This is a genomic window from Streptomyces sp. IBSBF 3136, from assembly GCF_036815105.1.
Lineage (GTDB): Bacteria > Actinomycetota > Actinomycetes > Streptomycetales > Streptomycetaceae > Streptomyces.
Window position 1 is genome coordinate 1 of sequence record NZ_JAJSZC010000029.1, and the last position, 16,821, is coordinate 16,821.

Sequence of the window (16,821 nt, forward strand, 5' to 3'; positions counted from 1 at the left end):
GGTGAACCCCCCTACTGGTGGCTCGAAGGCCCCAACCAGTGGCCGGCCGCCCTCCCCGAACTGCGCACCGCCGCCCTGACCTGGATCGACAGGCTCAGCGCGGTCGCCCAGCGGCTGCTGCGCGAGCTGCTCACGGCCATCGGCGCCCCCGCCGGTTTCTACGACCCGATCTTCGGCGAGCACGCCCACCCGCACCTCAAGCTCGTCCGCTACCCCGGCAGCGCGGGTGACGGCACGGACCAGGGCGTGGGCGCCCACAAGGACTACGGCTTCCTCACCCTGCTGCTCCAGGACACCGTCGGCGGCCTCCAGGTCCAGCGCGACGACAACCGCTTCCACGACGTCCCGCCGCTCGACGGCGCCTTCGTCGTCAACCTCGGCGAACTCCTCGAAGTGGCCACCAACGGCTACCTGATCGCCACCAACCACCGGGTCGTCAGCCCGCCGGGAGCGACCGAACGCTTCTCGGTCCCCTTCTTCTACAACCCCCGCCTGGACGCACGGGTCGAACCACTGCCCTTCCCCTACGCCTCCACCGCCCCCGGCATCACCACCGACCCGTCCAACCCGCTGCACGCCGAGTACGGCTACAACGAGCTCAAGGGCAAGCTCAGGGCACACCCGCTGGTCGCCGAACGGCACCACCGCGACGCCCTGATCCCGGCCTGATCCACCCCACGGACCCGACCGGACCGGGCGGAGCCGCGACCCCGACGCGCCTCCGCCCCCGGCCGCCCCGCCAGGGCCTTCGGACGAACGGCCCTAACGGGCGATGTCCTCGTATCCCGGGATCTCCTCCGGCCGCCGCGCCCCCGGCCCCACGTACCGCGCCGAAGGCCGCACCAGACGACCGGTCCGCTTCTGCTCCAAGATGTGCGCCGACCACCCCGCCGTACGGGCACAGGTGAACATCGACGTGAACATGTGCGCCGGAACCTCGGCGAAGTCCAGCATGATCGCCGCCCAGAACTCCACGTTCGTGGCCAGCACCCGGTCCGGCCGCCGGTTGTGCAACTCCTCCAGCGCCGCCTTCTCCAGCGCCTCCGCGATCTCGAACCGCGGCGCGCCCAGCTCACGGGCGGTACGGCGCAGCACCCGCGCCCGGGGGTCCTCCGCCCGGTACACCCGGTGCCCGAACCCCATCAGCCGCTCACCGCGGTCCAGCGCCTGCTTCACGTACCCCACCGCGTCACCGGTCCGCTCGATCTCCTCGATCATCCCGAGGACCCGCGACGGCGCACCGCCGTGCAGCGGCCCGGACATCGCACCCACCGCGCCGGACAGCGCGGCCGCGACGTCCGCACCCGTGGAGGCGATCACCCGCGCCGTGAACGTCGACGCGTTCATGCCGTGCTCGGCGGCCGACGTCCAGTACGCGTCGACGGCCGCCACGTGCTTGGGGTCCGGCTCGCCCCGCCAGCGGATCATGAACCGCTCGACCACCGAACCCGCCTTGTCGATCTCCCGCTGCGGCACCATGGGCAGCCCCTGCCCACGCGCCGACTGGGCGACGTACGACAGCGCCATGACCGCGGCACGCGCGAGGTCCTCACGGGCCCGCGCCTCGTCGATGTCGAGCAGCGGCTTCAGCCCCCACACCGGCGCCAGCATGGCGAGCGCGGACTGGACGTCCACCCGGATGTCACCCGAGTGCACCGGGATCGGGAACGGCTCCGCGGGCGGCAGGCCAGGATTGAAGGCGCCGTCGACCAGCAGTCCCCACACGTTGCCGAACGAGACGTGCCCGACGAGGTCCTCGATGTCGACCCCGCGGTAACGCAGGGCGCCACCCTCCTTGTCGGGTTCGGCGATCTCCGTCTCGAACGCGACGACTCCCTCGAGCCCGGGTACGAAGTCGGACATCAGGCGGCTCCTAGTGAAGGTTCGGCGGCGGTCACCCCGGTGATGCCCCGATCGGCCGGTGGTCACCCAACCGCTGCGCGGAACCTGCACGATAACCCCCAGTGCCAGCTTTGGGCAGCCCACACGACACTGAGTGCCATGCGCGTTCGATACGGCAAGATGACCGCGTGACCGACCGCGACCCGAGCCTCGACCCCCTCGTGGACCCCGCCGCCATGCGCAAGCAGTACCGGGCCGCGGGACTGGACGAGAAGGACCTCCCCGCGCACCCCATGGACCAGTTCGCCGGCTGGTTCGAGGACGCCGCGCGGGCGGCCCTGCACGGCACGCTCTACGAACCCAACGCGATGGTCGTCTCCACCGCGGACGTCCACGGCCGCCCCAGCTCCCGCACGGTCCTGATGAAGCAGTACGACACCGACGGCTTCGTCTTCTACACCAACTACGACTCCCGCAAGGGGCGCGAGCTGGCGCACAACCCCCACGTCTCGCTGCTCTTCCCCTGGCACCCCATCGCCCGCCAGGTCATCGTCACCGGCGTCGCCCGGCGCACCTCCCGCGAGGAGACCGCCGCCTACTTCCGCACCCGCCCGCACGGCTCCCGGCTCGGCGCCTGGGCCAGCGCCCAGTCCTCGGTGATCGCCTCCCGCGACGACCTGGACGCCGCCTACGCCGAACTCGGCGCCCGCTACCCCGAGGGCGAGGAGGAGGTCCCGGTCCCGCCCCACTGGGGCGGCTTCCGCGTCGCCCCCGAGAGCGTCGAGTTCTGGCAGGGCCGCGAGAACCGCCTGCACGACCGGCTCCGCTACGTCAGCCGCCCGGACGGAAGCTGGCGCACGGAACGCCTCAGCCCCTGAGAACGCAGACGACCCGCGAGCTCGGTCCCTCCGCCTGCCGGCGAAGGAGCCGGCCGGACGTGCCGGCGAGCTCGCGGGTCGGGTGACTGCGTTGGATTGGGCCGGCTGCGTGTGTCGCGCACACGCTGGTCCGGCACCGCACAGAGTGTGGTGGCAGGCCGCTAGCCCGCAGCCACCTCGCGCGTCCGGGTTTCACTCATTTACCCGATCACCTCCTTTCCACGTGGTCACAGCGTACGAGCGGTGCCGGGACGGACTCAACCTGTTTTTCGGGCCTCTGAAGCAGCGGCTCCGCCCCCGCCGGCGAAGCCGGTGAACGTGGATCGAGGAGGTCGGCAGATCAGCGTGACATCGCTCGGATTTGCGAATCCGGCGAAATTCCCGAACGGGAGGTCGTTTCGGCTGGTAGAGGTGCTCGTATGACCGACCTTCGAATCGAGCCCGTCGACGGGGACCTCATGCTGGAGCAGTGGCGGCATGTGCACAACGTGATCGTGCCGCCTGCCGCGATGTCGGTGGAGGACGTCCGGGAGCGGGCCGGGCGGTACCGGCTGGAGAACGCCTATCTCGGGGACGAGCTGGTCGGCTGCTCGACCGTGCGGCCGCCGGCGGGGGAAGGGCGGGTCGCGACCGTCATCGCGCGTGTGCTGCCCGGCTTCCGGCGGCGCGGCTTCGGCGCCGCCCTGTACGGGCACGGGCTCGCCCGGGCGCGGGGGCTGGGGGCGGCGGCGGTGGAGACGTGCGTGCTGGCGGCGAACGTGGAGGGGCTGCGGTTCGCCGAGCGGCTGGGATTCGTGGAGGTCGACCGGTATGTGCTGGACGGGGAGAGCGACGAATGGGTCGACCTGCGTCTGGACCGGATCCCGGGGCCGGACATGGATTCCGGCAAGATTGCGGGAACATGATGTGGGCTGCGTCACGTTCCAGTTGAATGAAGGCCAGTGAACGAACCGAGCGCCGTACGTGCGCGGACGCAGCCTCCAGGGGGTCCAGGTGAGTGCTTCGCGGCGGAGTGGGACCACCGACGAGCTGGGGCCGGACGAGCCCGAGCGGGACGGTCGGCACAGCGCTGCCGGTGCGGGCGGTCCGGCGGCGGAGGAGTCCGGTGGCTCCGATCTGCTCGCCGCGCTGCTCGACGGCATGGACGCGGCCCTGTGCGCCTTCGACGCGGACGGGACGGTGACGCACTGGAACCGTGAGGCGGAGCGCATCCTGGGCTGGACGGCGGCCGAGGCGGTGGGCCGGCACGGGTTCGCGGGGTGGGCGGTGCGCAGCGCCGACGCCGAGGAGGTGCAGGGCCGTCTGATGTCCGCGATGCGGGCCCCGGGCCGGCAGGTGCACGAGTTCGCGCTGGTCACGAAGGGCGGCGGCCGGGTTCTGGTGCGGACCCAGTCCGCGGCTGTGCGAGGGCCCGACGGGGAGCCGGCGGGGGTGTACTGCGCGTTCAGCGAGGTGCACGCGCAGATCGATCTCGAACGGTCGATCGCGCTCAGCGAGGCGCTGTTCGAGGACGCGTCCTGGGGTGTGGTCCTGGTGGACGCCGATCTGCGGCCCGCGGTGGTGAACGGGCACGCGGCGCGGGCGCTGGGGGTCGGGCGCACGTCGGCGCTCGGGCGGCCGCTGGGGGAGTTGCTGACGCAGGGTGTGGAGGAGCTGGAGAGCGCGCTCACGCACGTGCTGTCGGAGGGTGCGCCGCCGGCGCCCGCCGAGATGTGGGTGAGCGTGCGGACGGCCGAGGGCGAGACGCGGCGCTGCTGGCGCAGCGGTTTCGTGCGGCTGGCCTCGCCGCTGGCGGAGGAGCCGGTGCCGCTCGGGGTGGGCTGGCTGTTCCAGGACGTCACGGAGGCCAAGCAGGGCGAGCAGGAGGCGGCGCTGCTGCGCTTCCGTGGCAACCAGTCGCACCGGGCGGCGCGTGCGGCGGCCGAGTGCGAGGACCCGGCGGAGGCGGCCGTGGTCCATCTGGACTTCGCCCTGGCCGGTTTCGCCGATCACGCGCTGCTCGACCGGCTGGCGGGCCCCCCTCGCGGGGAGGGTGACGACGCGGTTCCGGTGCGGCTGGTGCGGCTCGCGGCGACGCCCGCCGGTGCTCCGGGGCCGAGTGTGCTCACGGGCGCGGCGGGGCTGCCGGTGCGGTACGAGGCGGGGCATCCGGCGCTGAGCTGTGTCGAGCGGGCGGGCTCGGTGCGGGCGGACGCCGGATCGGTGTCGGCCGAGCGGGCGCGTGAGTGGGCGCTGGCGCGGCAGTGGCCGAGCGAGGCGGTGCACGCGTTGTGCGCGGTGCTGCGCAGCCGGGGCCGGACGCTGGGTGTGGTGACCTTTCTGCGGGGTGCCGGGCGCAGCCGTTTCGAGCGGTCGGACGCGGCGTACGCGGAGGACGTGGCGTTGCGGATCGGGGCGGCGCTGGACCTGGCGGAGGCGGTGCGGGAGAAGCCGGCGGACTGACGGTCCCCGGCCGCTGCCAGGGCGTGTCCGTGCGGTCCCGCCCGCCTCACGGCGGACGCGACAGGTCCTGGGGCCTGTCGCGAAAGTGGCCTCGTCGCCCGGAGCGCGGCAGGACCACTTTCCCGACAGGCCTTAGTGCCGGTAGAAGATCCGGTCGCCGTACTGGGTCATGACGCGGCCGTTCCAGTCGTGGCCGCCGTCGACGTTGCCGGAGCGCAGCAGCGGGGGTTCGATGCCGCGGTCGGCGAGGGTGGCTGCGGTGGTGGCCATGACCGCCTGCATGAGGGCGGTGGTCACCACGGTGGAGGCGGGGGCGAAGGGGGCCGGGATGGTGTCGAGGGTGAGTTCCGCGTCGCCGACGGCGATCTTGGAGTCCAGGACGATGTCGCAGTGGTCCCGCAGGAAGGTGCCCGAGCTGTGCCGGGAGCTGGTCTCGGTGGCGTAGGCGACGGAGGTGACGCCGATGACCCGGATGCCGAGGGCGCGGGCGTTGAGGGCCATCTCCACGGGGAGGGCGTTGCGGCCGGAGAGGGAGATGATCACGAGGGCGTCACCGGCGCGCAGAGGTGAGCTGTCGAGGACGGCGCTCGCGAGTCCGTCGACGCGTTCGAGGGCGGAGCCGAGGGTGGCGGGGGTGACGTCGACGCCGACGACCCCGGGGACGGCGAGCAGGTTCATCAGGGCGAGGCCGCCGGCGCGGTAGACGACGTCCTGGGCGGCCAGGGAGGAGTGGCCGGCGCCGAAGGCGAACAGCCGGCCGCCGGCCGCGACGGTGTCGGCGAGCAGGGTGCCGGCCGCGGTGATCGCCTCGGCCTCCTCCTCGCGGACCCGTTGCAGCAGGCCGATGGCGGCGTCGAAGAACAGGTCGGCAGGCGTGCCGTCGCTCATGCGGTGCCCCTTCGCAGCGTCTGTGTCGCGGATCACCCTGCGGTCTGGACCAATGCGGTGTCAATACGGCCGCGTACGGTGCGCGTCGGGCCGGGCGCCCGGCGCCGCGTCCCTCCGTTTTCCCGGTACCGCCCGCTTGTCAGTGGGGTACGGCAGAATTGATGGCAGGGCCAGCGCACGCGCCGGGCTTCCGGCAGAGGTAATCGAGGGGCACGTATGTCCGGACTGATCGACACCACGGAGATGTATCTCCGCACCATCCTCGAGCTCGAAGAGGAAGGCGTCGTCCCCATGCGCGCCCGCATCGCGGAGCGGCTCGACCAGAGCGGGCCGACGGTGAGTCAGACGGTGGCGCGCATGGAGCGCGACGGACTGGTCTCCGTGGCCAGCGACCGCCATCTGGAGCTGACCGACGAGGGCCGCCGGCTGGCCACGCGGGTGATGCGCAAGCACCGTCTCGCGGAGTGTCTGCTGGTCGACGTGATCGGCCTGGAGTGGGAGCAGGTGCACGCGGAGGCGTGCCGCTGGGAGCACGTGATGAGTGAGGCGGTGGAGCGCCGGGTGCTGGAGCTGCTGCGGCACCCGACCGAGTCGCCGTACGGCAATCCGATCCCGGGCCTGGAGGAGCTGGGCGAGAAGGACGGGGCCGATCCCTTCCTGGACGAGGGCATGGTGTCGCTGGCCGATCTGGACGCGGGCGCGGACGGCAAGACGGTCGTGGTCCGTCGTATCGGTGAGCCGATCCAGACGGATGCGCAGCTGATGTACACGCTGCGGCGCGCGGGTGTGCAGCCGGGCTCGGTGGTGAGTGTGACGGAGTCGGCCGGCGGGGTGCTGGTGGGCAGCGGTGGTGAGGCGGCCGAGCTGGAGGCGGATGTCGCCTCGCACGTGTTCGTCGCCAAGCGCTGAACGGAGAGGGCCCCGGCGCTTGTCGCGCCGGGGCCTGTCCTCCCCTGTGTCGACCCGGAGCCCCGAGCTCTCAGGGTCGTCCCCTCGGACCGCTTTTCCCCGAGTGGTCCGCCTCCCGCCTGAAAGATCCCCTCGGCGGCGGCGATCATTCCTTGAGGGGTGTCACTCGAAGGAGGGGTGTTGTCCGCAGAGGCAGTATTTTCGAATACGCATTCGATAGTCTGCGTCGGCAGGACGCCCGCGGCGAGACCGCGGCACGACGGCGGTCCGGTGGCGGTGCGACGTCAGTGCGACACGGGAACGGCAGTACACCGGTACGAGACAGGCGGAGCTGGGGGGTACCAGGCCGATGGCACGGCGTATCGACGTGGCGGGAGCGGACGGGCTGCGCCTGGCCGCCTGGGAGTTCGCGGACCCGCCCAAACCGGAGGCTGAGCCCGGCGCTGCGGGCGTGCTGTTACTCCACGGCCTGATGGGCCGTGCCTCGCACTGGGCGCCCACCGCCCGCTGGCTCGCCGAGCGGCACCGGGCCGTCGCGCTCGACCAGCGCGGCCACGGGCAGAGCGACAAGCCGCAGCGGGCCGCCTACACGCGCGAGGCGTACGTCGAGGACGCCGAGGCGGCCCTGGAACAGCTCGGCCTCGCGCCCGCGGTCCTCATCGGCCACGCCATGGGCGCGCTCACCGCGTGGCAGCTCGCCGCGAAACGTCCCGACCTGGTGCGCGGCCTGGTCATCTGCGACATGCGGGCCTCCGCGCTCGGCGCCGCCTCCCAGCGCGAGTGGACCGCATGGTTCCGGTCCTGGCCCGTCCCCTTCGCCACGCTCGCCGACGTCCGCAAGTGGTTCGGCGAGGACGATCCCTGGGTGGAGCGGCCGAGCCCCGCCCGCGGCGCCTTCTACGCCGAGGTCATGCAGGAGTCCGCCGACGGCTGGCGTCCCGTCTTCCTGCCGGAGCAGATGCTGCGCACCCGGGAGAGCTGGGTGTACGACGCGCATTGGGAGGAGCTGGCCCAGGTGCGGTGCCCCGCGCTGGTCGTGCGCGGCCTCGACGGGGAGCTGGGCCGGGCCGAGGCGCAGGAGATGGTGCGGGTGCTGCCCCGTGGCGAGTACGCCGAGGTCGCCGACGCCGGTCACCTGGTGCACTACGACCAGCCGCCGGCCTGGCGGGCGGCGGTCGAGCCGTTCCTGGAGCGCGTGCTGATGGGCTGAGGCCGCGCGGTCCGTCAGCCCTTGCTCACCGCCGTCAGGATCTCCGGCAGGCGGGCCGCCGCCCGTGGTGCCGAGAGCCGCAGGCCGAGGATCGTGGCCGTCGCGCCGTACGCGGCGCCGACCGGCAGCAGCACCCAGCTCCAGGCGTCCCCGCCCGCGCTCGCGTTCAGCGCGATGGTGAGGGCGATGACGGGCGAGCAGAGCAGGGCCGCCGCGACCATGCCGCCGAAGATGGAGATCCACGCGAGCCCGGCCTGGCCGGGAGCCACGTTCTTGTGGCCCTCCTGGGGGATGGAGTACGGGAAGCGGGCCGAGGTCCACGCCCCGGTGGCGAGCATTGCCCCGAGCAGCGCGAGAGACAGCCCCAGGACCTCCGGCAGCCGGGTCCAGTCGTCGAGCAGGGCCGTGGTCAGGACGGTCACGAGGGTGGCGTACGGCAGGGTGATCACCAGCAGGGCCAGTGCGCGGCCACGCAGCTCGGCGTAGGCGTCCCGGGGCGTGGCGATCGTCAGCGCGACCATCCAGAAGGCGGAGCCGTCCTGGCCGAACTGGTTGTACATCTGGATGCCGAGCATGCCGGCGCCGAAACACGCGAAGTAGATCGAGCCGGTGCCCTGAAGGGCGTTGAACACCGGCAGGATCAGCCCGATGGCCAGCGAGGTGACCCAGGCTGCCTTGGTCTTGGGGTCGCGCCAGACGTAGCGCAGGGTGCGCTCCATGACCGGACCGGTGCGTCCTCCCGGCAGCAGCCGGCGGGGCCCGCCGGCGGAGGCGCGGTCGGGGGCGCCGGCGTCGAGGGCCTGCACGGTGGAACCGTCCGGTGAGGTCATCAGCCGGTCCAGGCTCCGCGCCCAGAAGGCGATCAGCAGCGCGAACCCGGCCACCGTCAGCACGAGCTGTCCGGCCGCCGTCCCGTAGGCGCCCTCGCTCACCGACCGCACCGCCGCCACCGCCGAGGCGGGCGGCACCCACGACAGGACGTCCGCGACCGGCCGCAATTGCCCGGCCCCCGAAGAACCGAGCCGCTGTGCGGCGAAGTTGACGAGCTGGGCCCCGACCGCGATCACCAGTCCGCTGAGCACGGCGAGATCGCGGCCCTTCCGGCTGGTCAGCAGCCGTACGTTGGCGGTGGCGACGGCCCGTGCGAGCGCGACGCAGACCAGCAGGGCGAGGGCGGCGGCGACGACGGCGACGACGTACCCGGCCGTGCCGTGCGCCACCGACAGGACGCAGCCCACCAGCACCAGCAGCGTGAACAGCGGTCCGATGCCGACCAGGGAGGCCGCCAGCAGGGCGCGGACCAGTGGGCGGGGCCGTAGCGGCAGCATCACCAGGCGGGTCGGGTCCAGGGTCTCGTCGCCGCCGGGGAAGAACAGCGGCAGCACCGCCCAGCCGAGGGCCAGGACGGCCGTGCCCGGTACGGCGACGGCGTCGGCGTGCGCGTGCCCGCGCAAGCCCAGCAGGCCCGCCAGTTGCAGCAGTGCGGCCAGGACCGCCACGACCGCGGAGGCGACGAACGCGGCCCGCCGGCCCGCCGACTGCCTGAGCCCGTTGCGCAGCAGCGACAGTTTCAGCCGTACGACGGTGGCGGTCAGGTTCGTCATCGGGCCGCCCCGCCGCCCAGCCAGTCCAGCTCGGTCCCGGCGTCCCGGCCGCGCGCCCCCACCAGTTCGAGGAAGGCAGCCTGCAGCGTGGGGTGTTCGCCGCGGACCTCGGCCAGGGACCCGGTGGCGCGGATGCGGCCCGCCGCGAGGACGGCCACCCAGTCGCACAGCGACTCGACCAGCTCCATCACGTGGGAGGAGAAGACGACGGTGGCGCCGGAGGCGGTGTACCGCTCCAGCACGTGCCGGATCGTCTGCGCGGACACCGGGTCGACGCCCTCGAACGGCTCGTCCAGGAAGAGCACCTGCGGGTTGTGGAGGAGTGCGGCGGCGAGCCCGATCTTCTTGCGCATGCCGGTCGAGTAGTCGACGACGAGTTTGTGTTGTGCGCCGGCCAGGTCGAGCACGTCCAGCACCTGGGTGGCCCGCTTGTCGACCTCGGCGCCCGGCAGCCCCCGCAGCCGCCCCGCGTACCCGAGCAGTTCGCGTCCCGAGAGCCGCTCGAACAGCCGCAGGCCCTCGGGCAGTACGCCGATCCGCGCCTTGACGGCCACCGGGTCCCGCCAGACGTCGTGCCCGACGACCTCGACGGCCCCCTCGTCCGGGCGAAGCAGCCCGGTGACCATGGACAGCGTGGTGGTCTTGCCGGCGCCGTTCGGCCCGACGAGCCCGATGAACTTCCCCGCGGGCAGGTCGAGATCGATGCCGCCCACGGCGACCTGCTGCCCGAACCGCTTCCAGAGTCCCCGCACACGCACCGCAGCCTCGGTCATGCACCGAACCCTACGGCGCCCGCCGGGAGCCGTAGGGTTCGGGGAGCCGGGCGCTACTTGTCCCGGCCGCAGGCGTAGGCGAGCGGCGACACCAGCTCCTCGGCGTCCGGCAGCCACCGGTTCGCGTGGGTCGGCCGGCGGGCCCACTGCACGGCGCCCCGGGACCCGAAGCGGGTCGGCGGGGCGGCCACGTAGCCACCCTCCCCGAGCGGTGTCAGCCGCAGCGAGGACGGCGTCCAGCCCAGGGTCCGCACCAGGTCGGGAACCTTCGCGGAAGCACCCGGGAGCACGAAGAAGTGCATCCGGCGATCGGGGGTGAGCGTCACCGGGCCGAGGGTCAGCTCCATCCGCTCCATGCGGGCCAGGGCCAGGAACCCGGCGCTCTCGGGGACGGACAGCGCGTCGAACGTGCGCCCCGTCGGCAGCAGGATCGACGCCGTCGGCTGCTTCTGCCACATCCGGCGGGCGACGGTCGCGCTGCCGGTCGCCTGTGTCGCCCAGTCGGGGCGCGCGGGGTGCGCACCCGGCGCGGGGCAGGAGGCGTCGCCGCACGAGCAGTACTGCAGCCCGTCGACGGCCTCCAACCAGGTGCCCGGGAACACGTCCCAGTGGCGTTCCTCGACATAGCGCACGGCGGTCTCCAGCAGTGATTCCCCGCGCTGCTGCGGAATCTGAGCGGCTTCGGTCCCCACGATCGTCTCTTCCACGTCCCCCTCAACTCCCGCACTCACCTGGAGTTACGGCCACGGCGCGCGGGGGAGGAGCACCGGTCCCGCGCCCGGGGCGCACGGATGCATCTGTGGGGGCGCGCGGGAGGAACCGCGGCGTGGGGTGGGTAACCAGAGATGGGGGTGGCATCAGCCTTTACCCCGGCAAACCGCACATGTCACGCATTGACGGTATGTCAGCTGGGCAGTGATCTTCGGGGCCGGAACCGTCCGGCCGGAACGTCACGCTCCAGGGGTTCGCAGGGGGTAGCACATGGCCGCAAGGCCTCTCGTGGCGAGGCAGCCGAACGAACGGCTGCAGGCACTCATCCAGGAAGCGGGGTGCTCGAACGCCGGGCTGGCCCGGCGGGTCAACATGTGCGGCGCCGAGCACGGTCTCGACCTGCGCTACGACAAGACGTCCGTGGCCCGCTGGCTGCGCGGACAGCAGCCGCGGGGCCGGGCGCCGGCGATCATCGCCGAGGCGCTCGGGCGCAAGCTCGGCCGTACGGTCACGATCGACGAGATCGGCATGGCCAACGGCAAGAACCTCGCCTCGGGGGTCGGTCTCCAGTTCTCGCCGACGGTACTGGGGGCCATCGAGCAGGTCTGCGAGCTGTGGCGCAGCGACGTGGGCCGGCGGGACTTCCTGTCCGGCTCGTCCGTCGCCGCCTCCGCGCTGGTCGAGCCCAGCCGCGACTGGCTGATCTCGGTGCCGGACACCCAGGTGGCCCGGCAGGCGGGGCCCCGCGTGGGCCAGTCCGACGTGGCCGCCGTGCGGGCCATGACCCAGGCGCTGGTGGACCTCGACCACCAGTACGGCAGCGGGCACGTGCGCCCGGTCGTCGTGCACTACCTCAACAGTGTCGTCTCCGGGCTGCTCGCGGGGTCCTACCGGGAGGCCGTCGGGCGCGAACTGTTCGCGACGGTGGCCCGGTTGACGGAACTGGCCGGATACATGGCGGTCGACACCGGTCAACCGGGCCTGGCCCAGCGGTACTACATCCAGTCCCTGCGCCTCGCGCAGGCCGCGGGAGACCGCGGCTACGGCGGATACGTGCTCGCCGCCTCCATGAGCCATCTCGCCGCGCAGCTCGGGAACCCGCGCGAGATCGCCCAGTTGGCGCGGGCGGCGCAGGAGGGGGCGCGCGGACGGGTGACCCCGCGGGCGGAGGCGATGTTCCACGCGGCCGAGGCGCGCGGGCACGCCCTGCTCGGTGACGTCCGGGCGGCGCAGACCGCCTCCGGGCGGGCGATCTCGGCGATGGAACAGGCGGACGCGGCCTCGGGGGACGACCCGGTGTGGATCGCCCACTTCGACGAGGCCTACCTCGCCGACGAACTGGCGCACTGCCACCGAGACCTGGGGCAGCCCGAGGCGGCCGCGCGGTACGCCGAGCAGTCGCTCGCCGGGCATCCCGAGTCCCGGGCCAGGCGCCGGGCCATCGGTTATGTGCTGCTCGCCACGGCCCAGGTGCAGCAGCGTGAGATCGAGCAGGCGTGCAGCACCGGGACGAAGGCGGTGGAACTGCTGGAGACGCTGCGTTCCAACCGGGGCGCCGAGTACCTGGAGGACCTCCAGCAGCGGCTCGAGCCCTTCCGGGACGAGTCGGTCGTCCGGGAGTTCGGGGCCCGCCTCGACCTCCAGCCGGCCGCCTGAACACTGTCCCCGCGGTTGCGTGAACGCACGGCGAACGGCGCCCGTGTGCACGACGGGCACCTGAAACAGCGTGCCGCGGGGCAGTTCTGTTACCGCTGTCACAGGGAAGAAGATCACGTCCGGCGCTGCGTGGCACCGGGCTCCGGGGACCCGGTAGCGTGAGCCGACGATTCCGAAGGTCCCCCATTCGTAGGAGTCCCGGTGACGCAGAGTGGACAGGGCGAGGAGCCCTCGGCGCGGCCCGCGCGCGAAGGCATCGTGCTGCCCTCCGACGGCGGCGAGCCCTTGCTGCCCGGCACGACCGGCCCCGCCGCCTCGGCGGCGCCGGCCGGCGGTCAGGGCTGGGGTGACCCGTGGGGCCCCGGCCCGCAGCGGCAGCCGCAGCAGGACCAGGGCTGGCCCCCGGCGGCCGCCCAGCAGTGGGGCGCCCCGGAGCAGCAGTCCACCGGCCCCGGCCCGCTCCCTCCGGAGGGGGCGGCGCCGGCCCCGTCGTACGGCGGTCAGTCCTACGGCGCCGGCGACCAAGGCGGCTACGGCGCCGGCGACCAGGGCGGCTACGGCGCGGGCGACCAGGGCGGCTACGGCGCGGGCGACCAGGGCGGCTACGGCGCGGGCGGCCGGCAGCCGGCCCACGACGGGCACGGGCGGCCCGGCTACGGCGCCCACGACGCCTACCAGCAGCCCCAGCAGCAGTACCCGGCGGCGCAGCAGTACCCGGGCGGGCCCGGGCCGCTGCCGGCGGCGTACCCGGCGCAGGGCGCCCCGCTGCCCCCGGCGGCCGACGGCGCGACCCAGTACATCCCGCCGGTCCCGGCGGCGTCCGCGGACGAGGGCGCGACCCAGTACCTGCCCCCGGTCCCGGCCGCCCCCGCGCCCGCCGACGAGGGCGCCACGCAGTACCTCCCGCCGGTGGCAGCGGGTGGTCCGCCGCCCGAGTCCCTCGGGGAGGAGACGCGGTACCTGGGGCGCGCCCAGCAGCCGGCCGCGCCGGGCGGGCACCCCGACGCGCAGGCGACCCAGTACATACCGCCGTACACCGGTCAGGCGCAGGGCGGGGACCGGCAGCCGCCCGCCGAGTTCGACAACCTCTTCCGCGGCGGCCCCGGGGGCGGTGACGGCCCGGCCGGCGCCACCCAGCAGATGCCGCGCGTCCCGGCGTCCGACCCCTATCCGCATCCGGTGCAGCAGCCGTCGTACGTCCCGCCCGTGGACGAGGACCAGGGGCGGCGCGGCGGCCGCACCGGCTCGCGGGTGCCGCTGATCGCCGCCGTGGGTGTCGCGATCGTCGTCCTCGGTGTCGGTGCCGGCGCGATGCTCAGCGGTGGCGACGGGGACAAGGGCGGCGACGACAAGACCGTCGCCGCGTCCTCGCCGGCCGCCCAGGACTCCCCCTCCACCGCTGCCGCCGACCCCGCCCGGCAGCAGGCGGTCGCCCTGGACAAGCTGCTCGCCGACAGCGGCAGCAGCCGCGCCTCGGTGATCCAGGCGGTGGCGAACGTCCGGCAGTGCAACAACCTGGGGCAGGCGGCCTCCGATCTGCGCGGCGCGGCCAAGCAGCGCGGCGACCTGGTCACCCGGCTGGGCAAGCTGTCCGTCGACAAGCTGCCCGGCAACGCCGAGCTGACCGCCGCGCTCAACCAGGCCTGGCAGGCGTCCGCGGCCGCCGACAACCACTACGCGGCCTGGGCCGACCAGGTCGGCGGTGGCCGCAAGGGCTGCCGCAAGGGCCACGCCCGGGTCACCGGCGAGACCCAGGCCGGCAACCGGGAGAGCGGCACCGCCAGCACGCAGAAGGCGAAGGCGGCGGGGTTGTGGAACACCCTCGCGCAGAAGTACGGCCTGACCCGGCGCCAGCCGACCCAGCTCTGAGGTCCGCACGGCAGGGTCCGGGCGGCCGGGTCCGGCCGCCCGGGGTCAGTCGAGGTCGGCGCTCTCCAGCGTGGCCGTCATGTCGGTGCCTCCGTCGAGGCCCGTGTCCGCGGTCCGCTTCGCGGCGACCAGCCGGCCGTCCCGGACCACCTGGAGGGTCACGTCGGCGTTGACGAGCCGCGGCAGGCCGAGCCCGGCGAGCTTGCCCTCGTAGGGCCAGTGGAGGGTCGGGGTGAGGCCGCCGGTGGATACCTTCAGGTCGTCGTCGAGGGCGTGCCGCACGGTGTCGGCGGTCGTCTCGCCGCTGCCGATCCGCTCCAGGACCGCCTTCAGCACGATGTAGGCGATCCAGGTGGTCTGCACGCCGGCGTCGGCGGGATCGATGCGGTTGTCGCCGAACGCCTCCTCGCTGATCACCTTCTTCATCGGGTCCCAGCGCGAGTCGGACGCCGGCGGGTACCAGCTGGTGACGTACGCGCCCTCGTACGGGCCGCCGGAGCCGCCCGTGGCGTCGATCAGGCTCTGGTCGACGCTGCCGAGCACGGTCGCCGTGCGCACGGCGGGGAAGTCGCCACGGGCCCGCCGGAAGGAGTCCATGAAGGTGTCGGTGCGGTCCCCGAGCGCCGGGACCACACAGCCCTTCCTCGCCGTGTCCCCGGTGGCGGAGCGCAGCGCCTGCTCGGCCTGGTCGTCGTAGGCGGTGGCGTTCTCGGCGGCGAGCTGGTCCTCGGCCGCCGCGTGCCGGCCCGCCTTGAGGCCGGAGTCGAGCAGGGCGGGCAGCTGGTCGCCGGCGATGCTGTCGGGGCGTACCAGCGCGACCGGGCCGCAGGTGCCGGCCAGTGCCCGGCCCAGACCGGCCAGGAGCGCGGGCTGGCCGCCGTTGACCGGGTAGGACATGGAGCCGGTGAACTCCTCGTTGGTGACCCCGTAGCCGCCGATGTAGGGGATGCCGGCGCTCTCCAGCGGGGCAAGGTAGGAGTCCCCGAACTGGCTGTAGGAACCGACGACGGCGACCACGTCCGCGGCCGCCGCACGCCGGGCGCACTTCGCCGCGCCCACGCTGTCGTTGTGGTCGTTGCAGGTCAGGACCTGGAGCTTGCGGCCGTTGATGCCGCCGTGGGCGTTGATCCACTTGCCGTAGGCGCGGGCCATGGCGGGCATGCCGGGCTTGTTGGTGGCGTCGGTGTTCTCCGGCGCCCAGGTCATGACCTTGATCGGGTCATCCCCGGCGCCCCCCGTGGCACCGGGGATGACCCCGCATCCGGCGGTGAGCGAGGCACAGGCGGCCAGTGCGACCGCACCGAGGGCGGTGGCTCTGACGGGCCGGGTGAAGGGAAGGGGGAAGGTGCTGCGGAAGCATCGCCTGCCGGTCATGCACACGCACGATTCCCTCACACCGCGAACCCGGGAGTGACCCTCGGTCAACGAAAGGTGACACCGAGGTGAATTACGGGGTCCCGTGTGACCGGTGTGGCGAGGAACGTACGATCGATGACCGTGCAAGGTTCGGAGAACACTTCCCGTCGCGGCCGTCGCTCCTCCACCATGGGCGGCATGCCCCTGAACGACATGCCGTGGTGGCGCTGGCGCAGCAACGTGCGCTCCGCGCTGCACATGCTCTCCGATCCGGCGTTCCAGCGGGACGTCTGGCTGGCCGGCGTGGACGGGTACGGCGACGTCACGGACGCCGTCTACCGGCTGGTGGAGGACACCTGGCTGGACAACTGGTCCGCGGAGAAGTACGTCGGCACGATCTTCCGGGACTCCCAGGAGGCGGCGCTCGTCGACACCGCCGTCCTGCGGGTGCTGCGGATCATGCACCAGGTCGGCCCGGACGCGCCGGTCTCCGCCTACCTCGACCACCACGCGTGGCCGGAGGCGGTGCGGGCGGCCCGGGACGCGCACCTGCGCCTGGCGGCCAGTGACGGCGACGACCCCGAGGCGACTCCGCGCAGCCTGGAAGTGCTGCGGATCGTGACGAGGACGGCCTAGGGCCCGCCCCACCGGCCGGCGTCCGCCCACCCGTCCGCCCTGCGGGA

General features: G+C 73.4%; 15 protein-coding genes. 9 read left to right on the top strand and 6 right to left on the bottom strand.

The genetic code is table 11. The features are described from left to right. The coding region (locus tag V7E45_RS09175) for an isopenicillin N synthase family dioxygenase (protein ID WP_333773610.1) at window positions 1–669 on the top strand (669 nt) is incomplete at its 5' end. Between the two features lie 93 nt (window positions 670–762). Here the strand turns inward: V7E45_RS09175 and V7E45_RS09180 are convergent. Then, a complete protein-coding gene (locus V7E45_RS09180) occupies window positions 763–1,863 on the bottom strand; it encodes a citrate synthase 2 (RefSeq protein WP_333773611.1) in 1,101 nt (366 codons plus the stop codon). 167 nt (window positions 1,864–2,030) lie between these two features. On the opposite strand from V7E45_RS09180, the gene pdxH reads away from it, so the two are divergent. From pdxH to V7E45_RS09195, 3 genes are all read left to right on the top strand, one after another. Beyond that, on the top strand, window positions 2,031–2,720 hold the full coding sequence (pdxH, locus tag V7E45_RS09185) for a pyridoxamine 5'-phosphate oxidase (protein ID WP_333773612.1): 690 nt from the start codon (window positions 2,031–2,033) through the stop codon (window positions 2,718–2,720). 419 nt (window positions 2,721–3,139) lie between these two features. Next, on the top strand, window positions 3,140–3,625 hold the full coding sequence (locus V7E45_RS09190; protein WP_333773613.1) for a GNAT family N-acetyltransferase: 486 nt from the start codon (window positions 3,140–3,142) through the stop codon (window positions 3,623–3,625). Window positions 3,626–3,713: 88 nt separating this feature from the next. After that, window positions 3,714–5,162, top strand: coding sequence for a PAS domain-containing protein (locus V7E45_RS09195; protein WP_333773614.1), 1,449 nt, complete (start codon window positions 3,714–3,716; stop codon window positions 5,160–5,162). Between the two features lie 132 nt (window positions 5,163–5,294). Here the strand turns inward: V7E45_RS09195 and V7E45_RS09200 are convergent, their stop codons facing one another. Further along, complete coding sequence (locus V7E45_RS09200) at window positions 5,295–6,050, bottom strand: SIS domain-containing protein (protein ID WP_333773615.1); 756 nt, start codon at window positions 6,048–6,050, stop codon at window positions 5,295–5,297. Window positions 6,051–6,266: 216 nt separating this feature from the next. Here V7E45_RS09200 and V7E45_RS09205 point away from each other — a divergent pair, with 216 nt between their 5' ends. Both V7E45_RS09205 and V7E45_RS09210 read left to right on the top strand, forming a co-directional pair. Continuing rightward, window positions 6,267–6,959 carry a metal-dependent transcriptional regulator gene (locus tag V7E45_RS09205; protein ID WP_069780244.1) on the top strand — a complete coding sequence of 231 codons (693 nt, stop codon included), beginning with the start codon at window positions 6,267–6,269 and terminating at the stop codon, window positions 6,957–6,959. A 349-nt stretch (window positions 6,960–7,308) separates the two neighbouring features. Further along, on the top strand, window positions 7,309–8,169 hold the full coding sequence (locus tag V7E45_RS09210) for an alpha/beta fold hydrolase (protein WP_333773616.1): 861 nt from the start codon (window positions 7,309–7,311) through the stop codon (window positions 8,167–8,169). Between the two features lie 14 nt (window positions 8,170–8,183). Here V7E45_RS09210 and V7E45_RS09215 read toward each other — a convergent pair whose 3' ends face one another. From V7E45_RS09215 to V7E45_RS09225, 3 genes are read right to left on the bottom strand one after another with little or no spacing between them, the layout of a single operon-like run. After that, the gene (locus tag V7E45_RS09215) at window positions 8,184–9,773 is read right to left on the bottom strand and encodes a transporter (protein ID WP_333773617.1); all 1,590 of its coding nucleotides are present in this window, start codon (window positions 9,771–9,773) and stop codon (window positions 8,184–8,186) included. Further along, window positions 9,770–10,546 carry an ABC transporter ATP-binding protein gene (locus V7E45_RS09220; RefSeq protein ID WP_333773618.1) on the bottom strand — a complete coding sequence of 259 codons (777 nt, stop codon included), beginning with the start codon at window positions 10,544–10,546 and terminating at the stop codon, window positions 9,770–9,772. The genes V7E45_RS09215 and V7E45_RS09220 overlap by 4 nt, the downstream gene beginning before the upstream one ends. 53 nt (window positions 10,547–10,599) lie before the next feature. Continuing rightward, window positions 10,600–11,253 (bottom strand): bifunctional DNA primase/polymerase, encoded by a 654-nt coding sequence (locus V7E45_RS09225; protein WP_333773619.1) that lies wholly within the window; start codon window positions 11,251–11,253, stop codon window positions 10,600–10,602. A 274-nt stretch (window positions 11,254–11,527) separates the two neighbouring features. Here V7E45_RS09225 and V7E45_RS09230 point away from each other — a divergent pair, with 274 nt between their 5' ends. Both V7E45_RS09230 and V7E45_RS09235 read left to right on the top strand, forming a co-directional pair. Further along, the gene (locus V7E45_RS09230) at window positions 11,528–12,913 is read left to right on the top strand and encodes a transcriptional regulator (protein ID WP_333773620.1); all 1,386 of its coding nucleotides are present in this window, start codon (window positions 11,528–11,530) and stop codon (window positions 12,911–12,913) included. Between the two features lie 201 nt (window positions 12,914–13,114). Then, window positions 13,115–14,782 (top strand): hypothetical protein, encoded by a 1,668-nt coding sequence (locus V7E45_RS09235; protein WP_333773621.1) that lies wholly within the window; start codon window positions 13,115–13,117, stop codon window positions 14,780–14,782. Between the two features lie 45 nt (window positions 14,783–14,827). On the opposite strand, the gene V7E45_RS09240 is transcribed toward V7E45_RS09235, so the two are convergent. Next, window positions 14,828–16,156, bottom strand: coding sequence for an ABC transporter substrate-binding protein (locus V7E45_RS09240; protein WP_333773622.1), 1,329 nt, complete (start codon window positions 16,154–16,156; stop codon window positions 14,828–14,830). 117 nt (window positions 16,157–16,273) lie between these two features. Between V7E45_RS09240 and V7E45_RS09245 the strand changes: the two genes are divergently transcribed. Then, window positions 16,274–16,774: an SCO4402 family protein gene (locus V7E45_RS09245; RefSeq protein ID WP_333773623.1), complete on the top strand. Its 501-nt coding sequence runs from the start codon at window positions 16,274–16,276 to the stop codon at window positions 16,772–16,774. The last annotated feature ends 47 nt before the right edge of the window (window positions 16,775–16,821 follow it).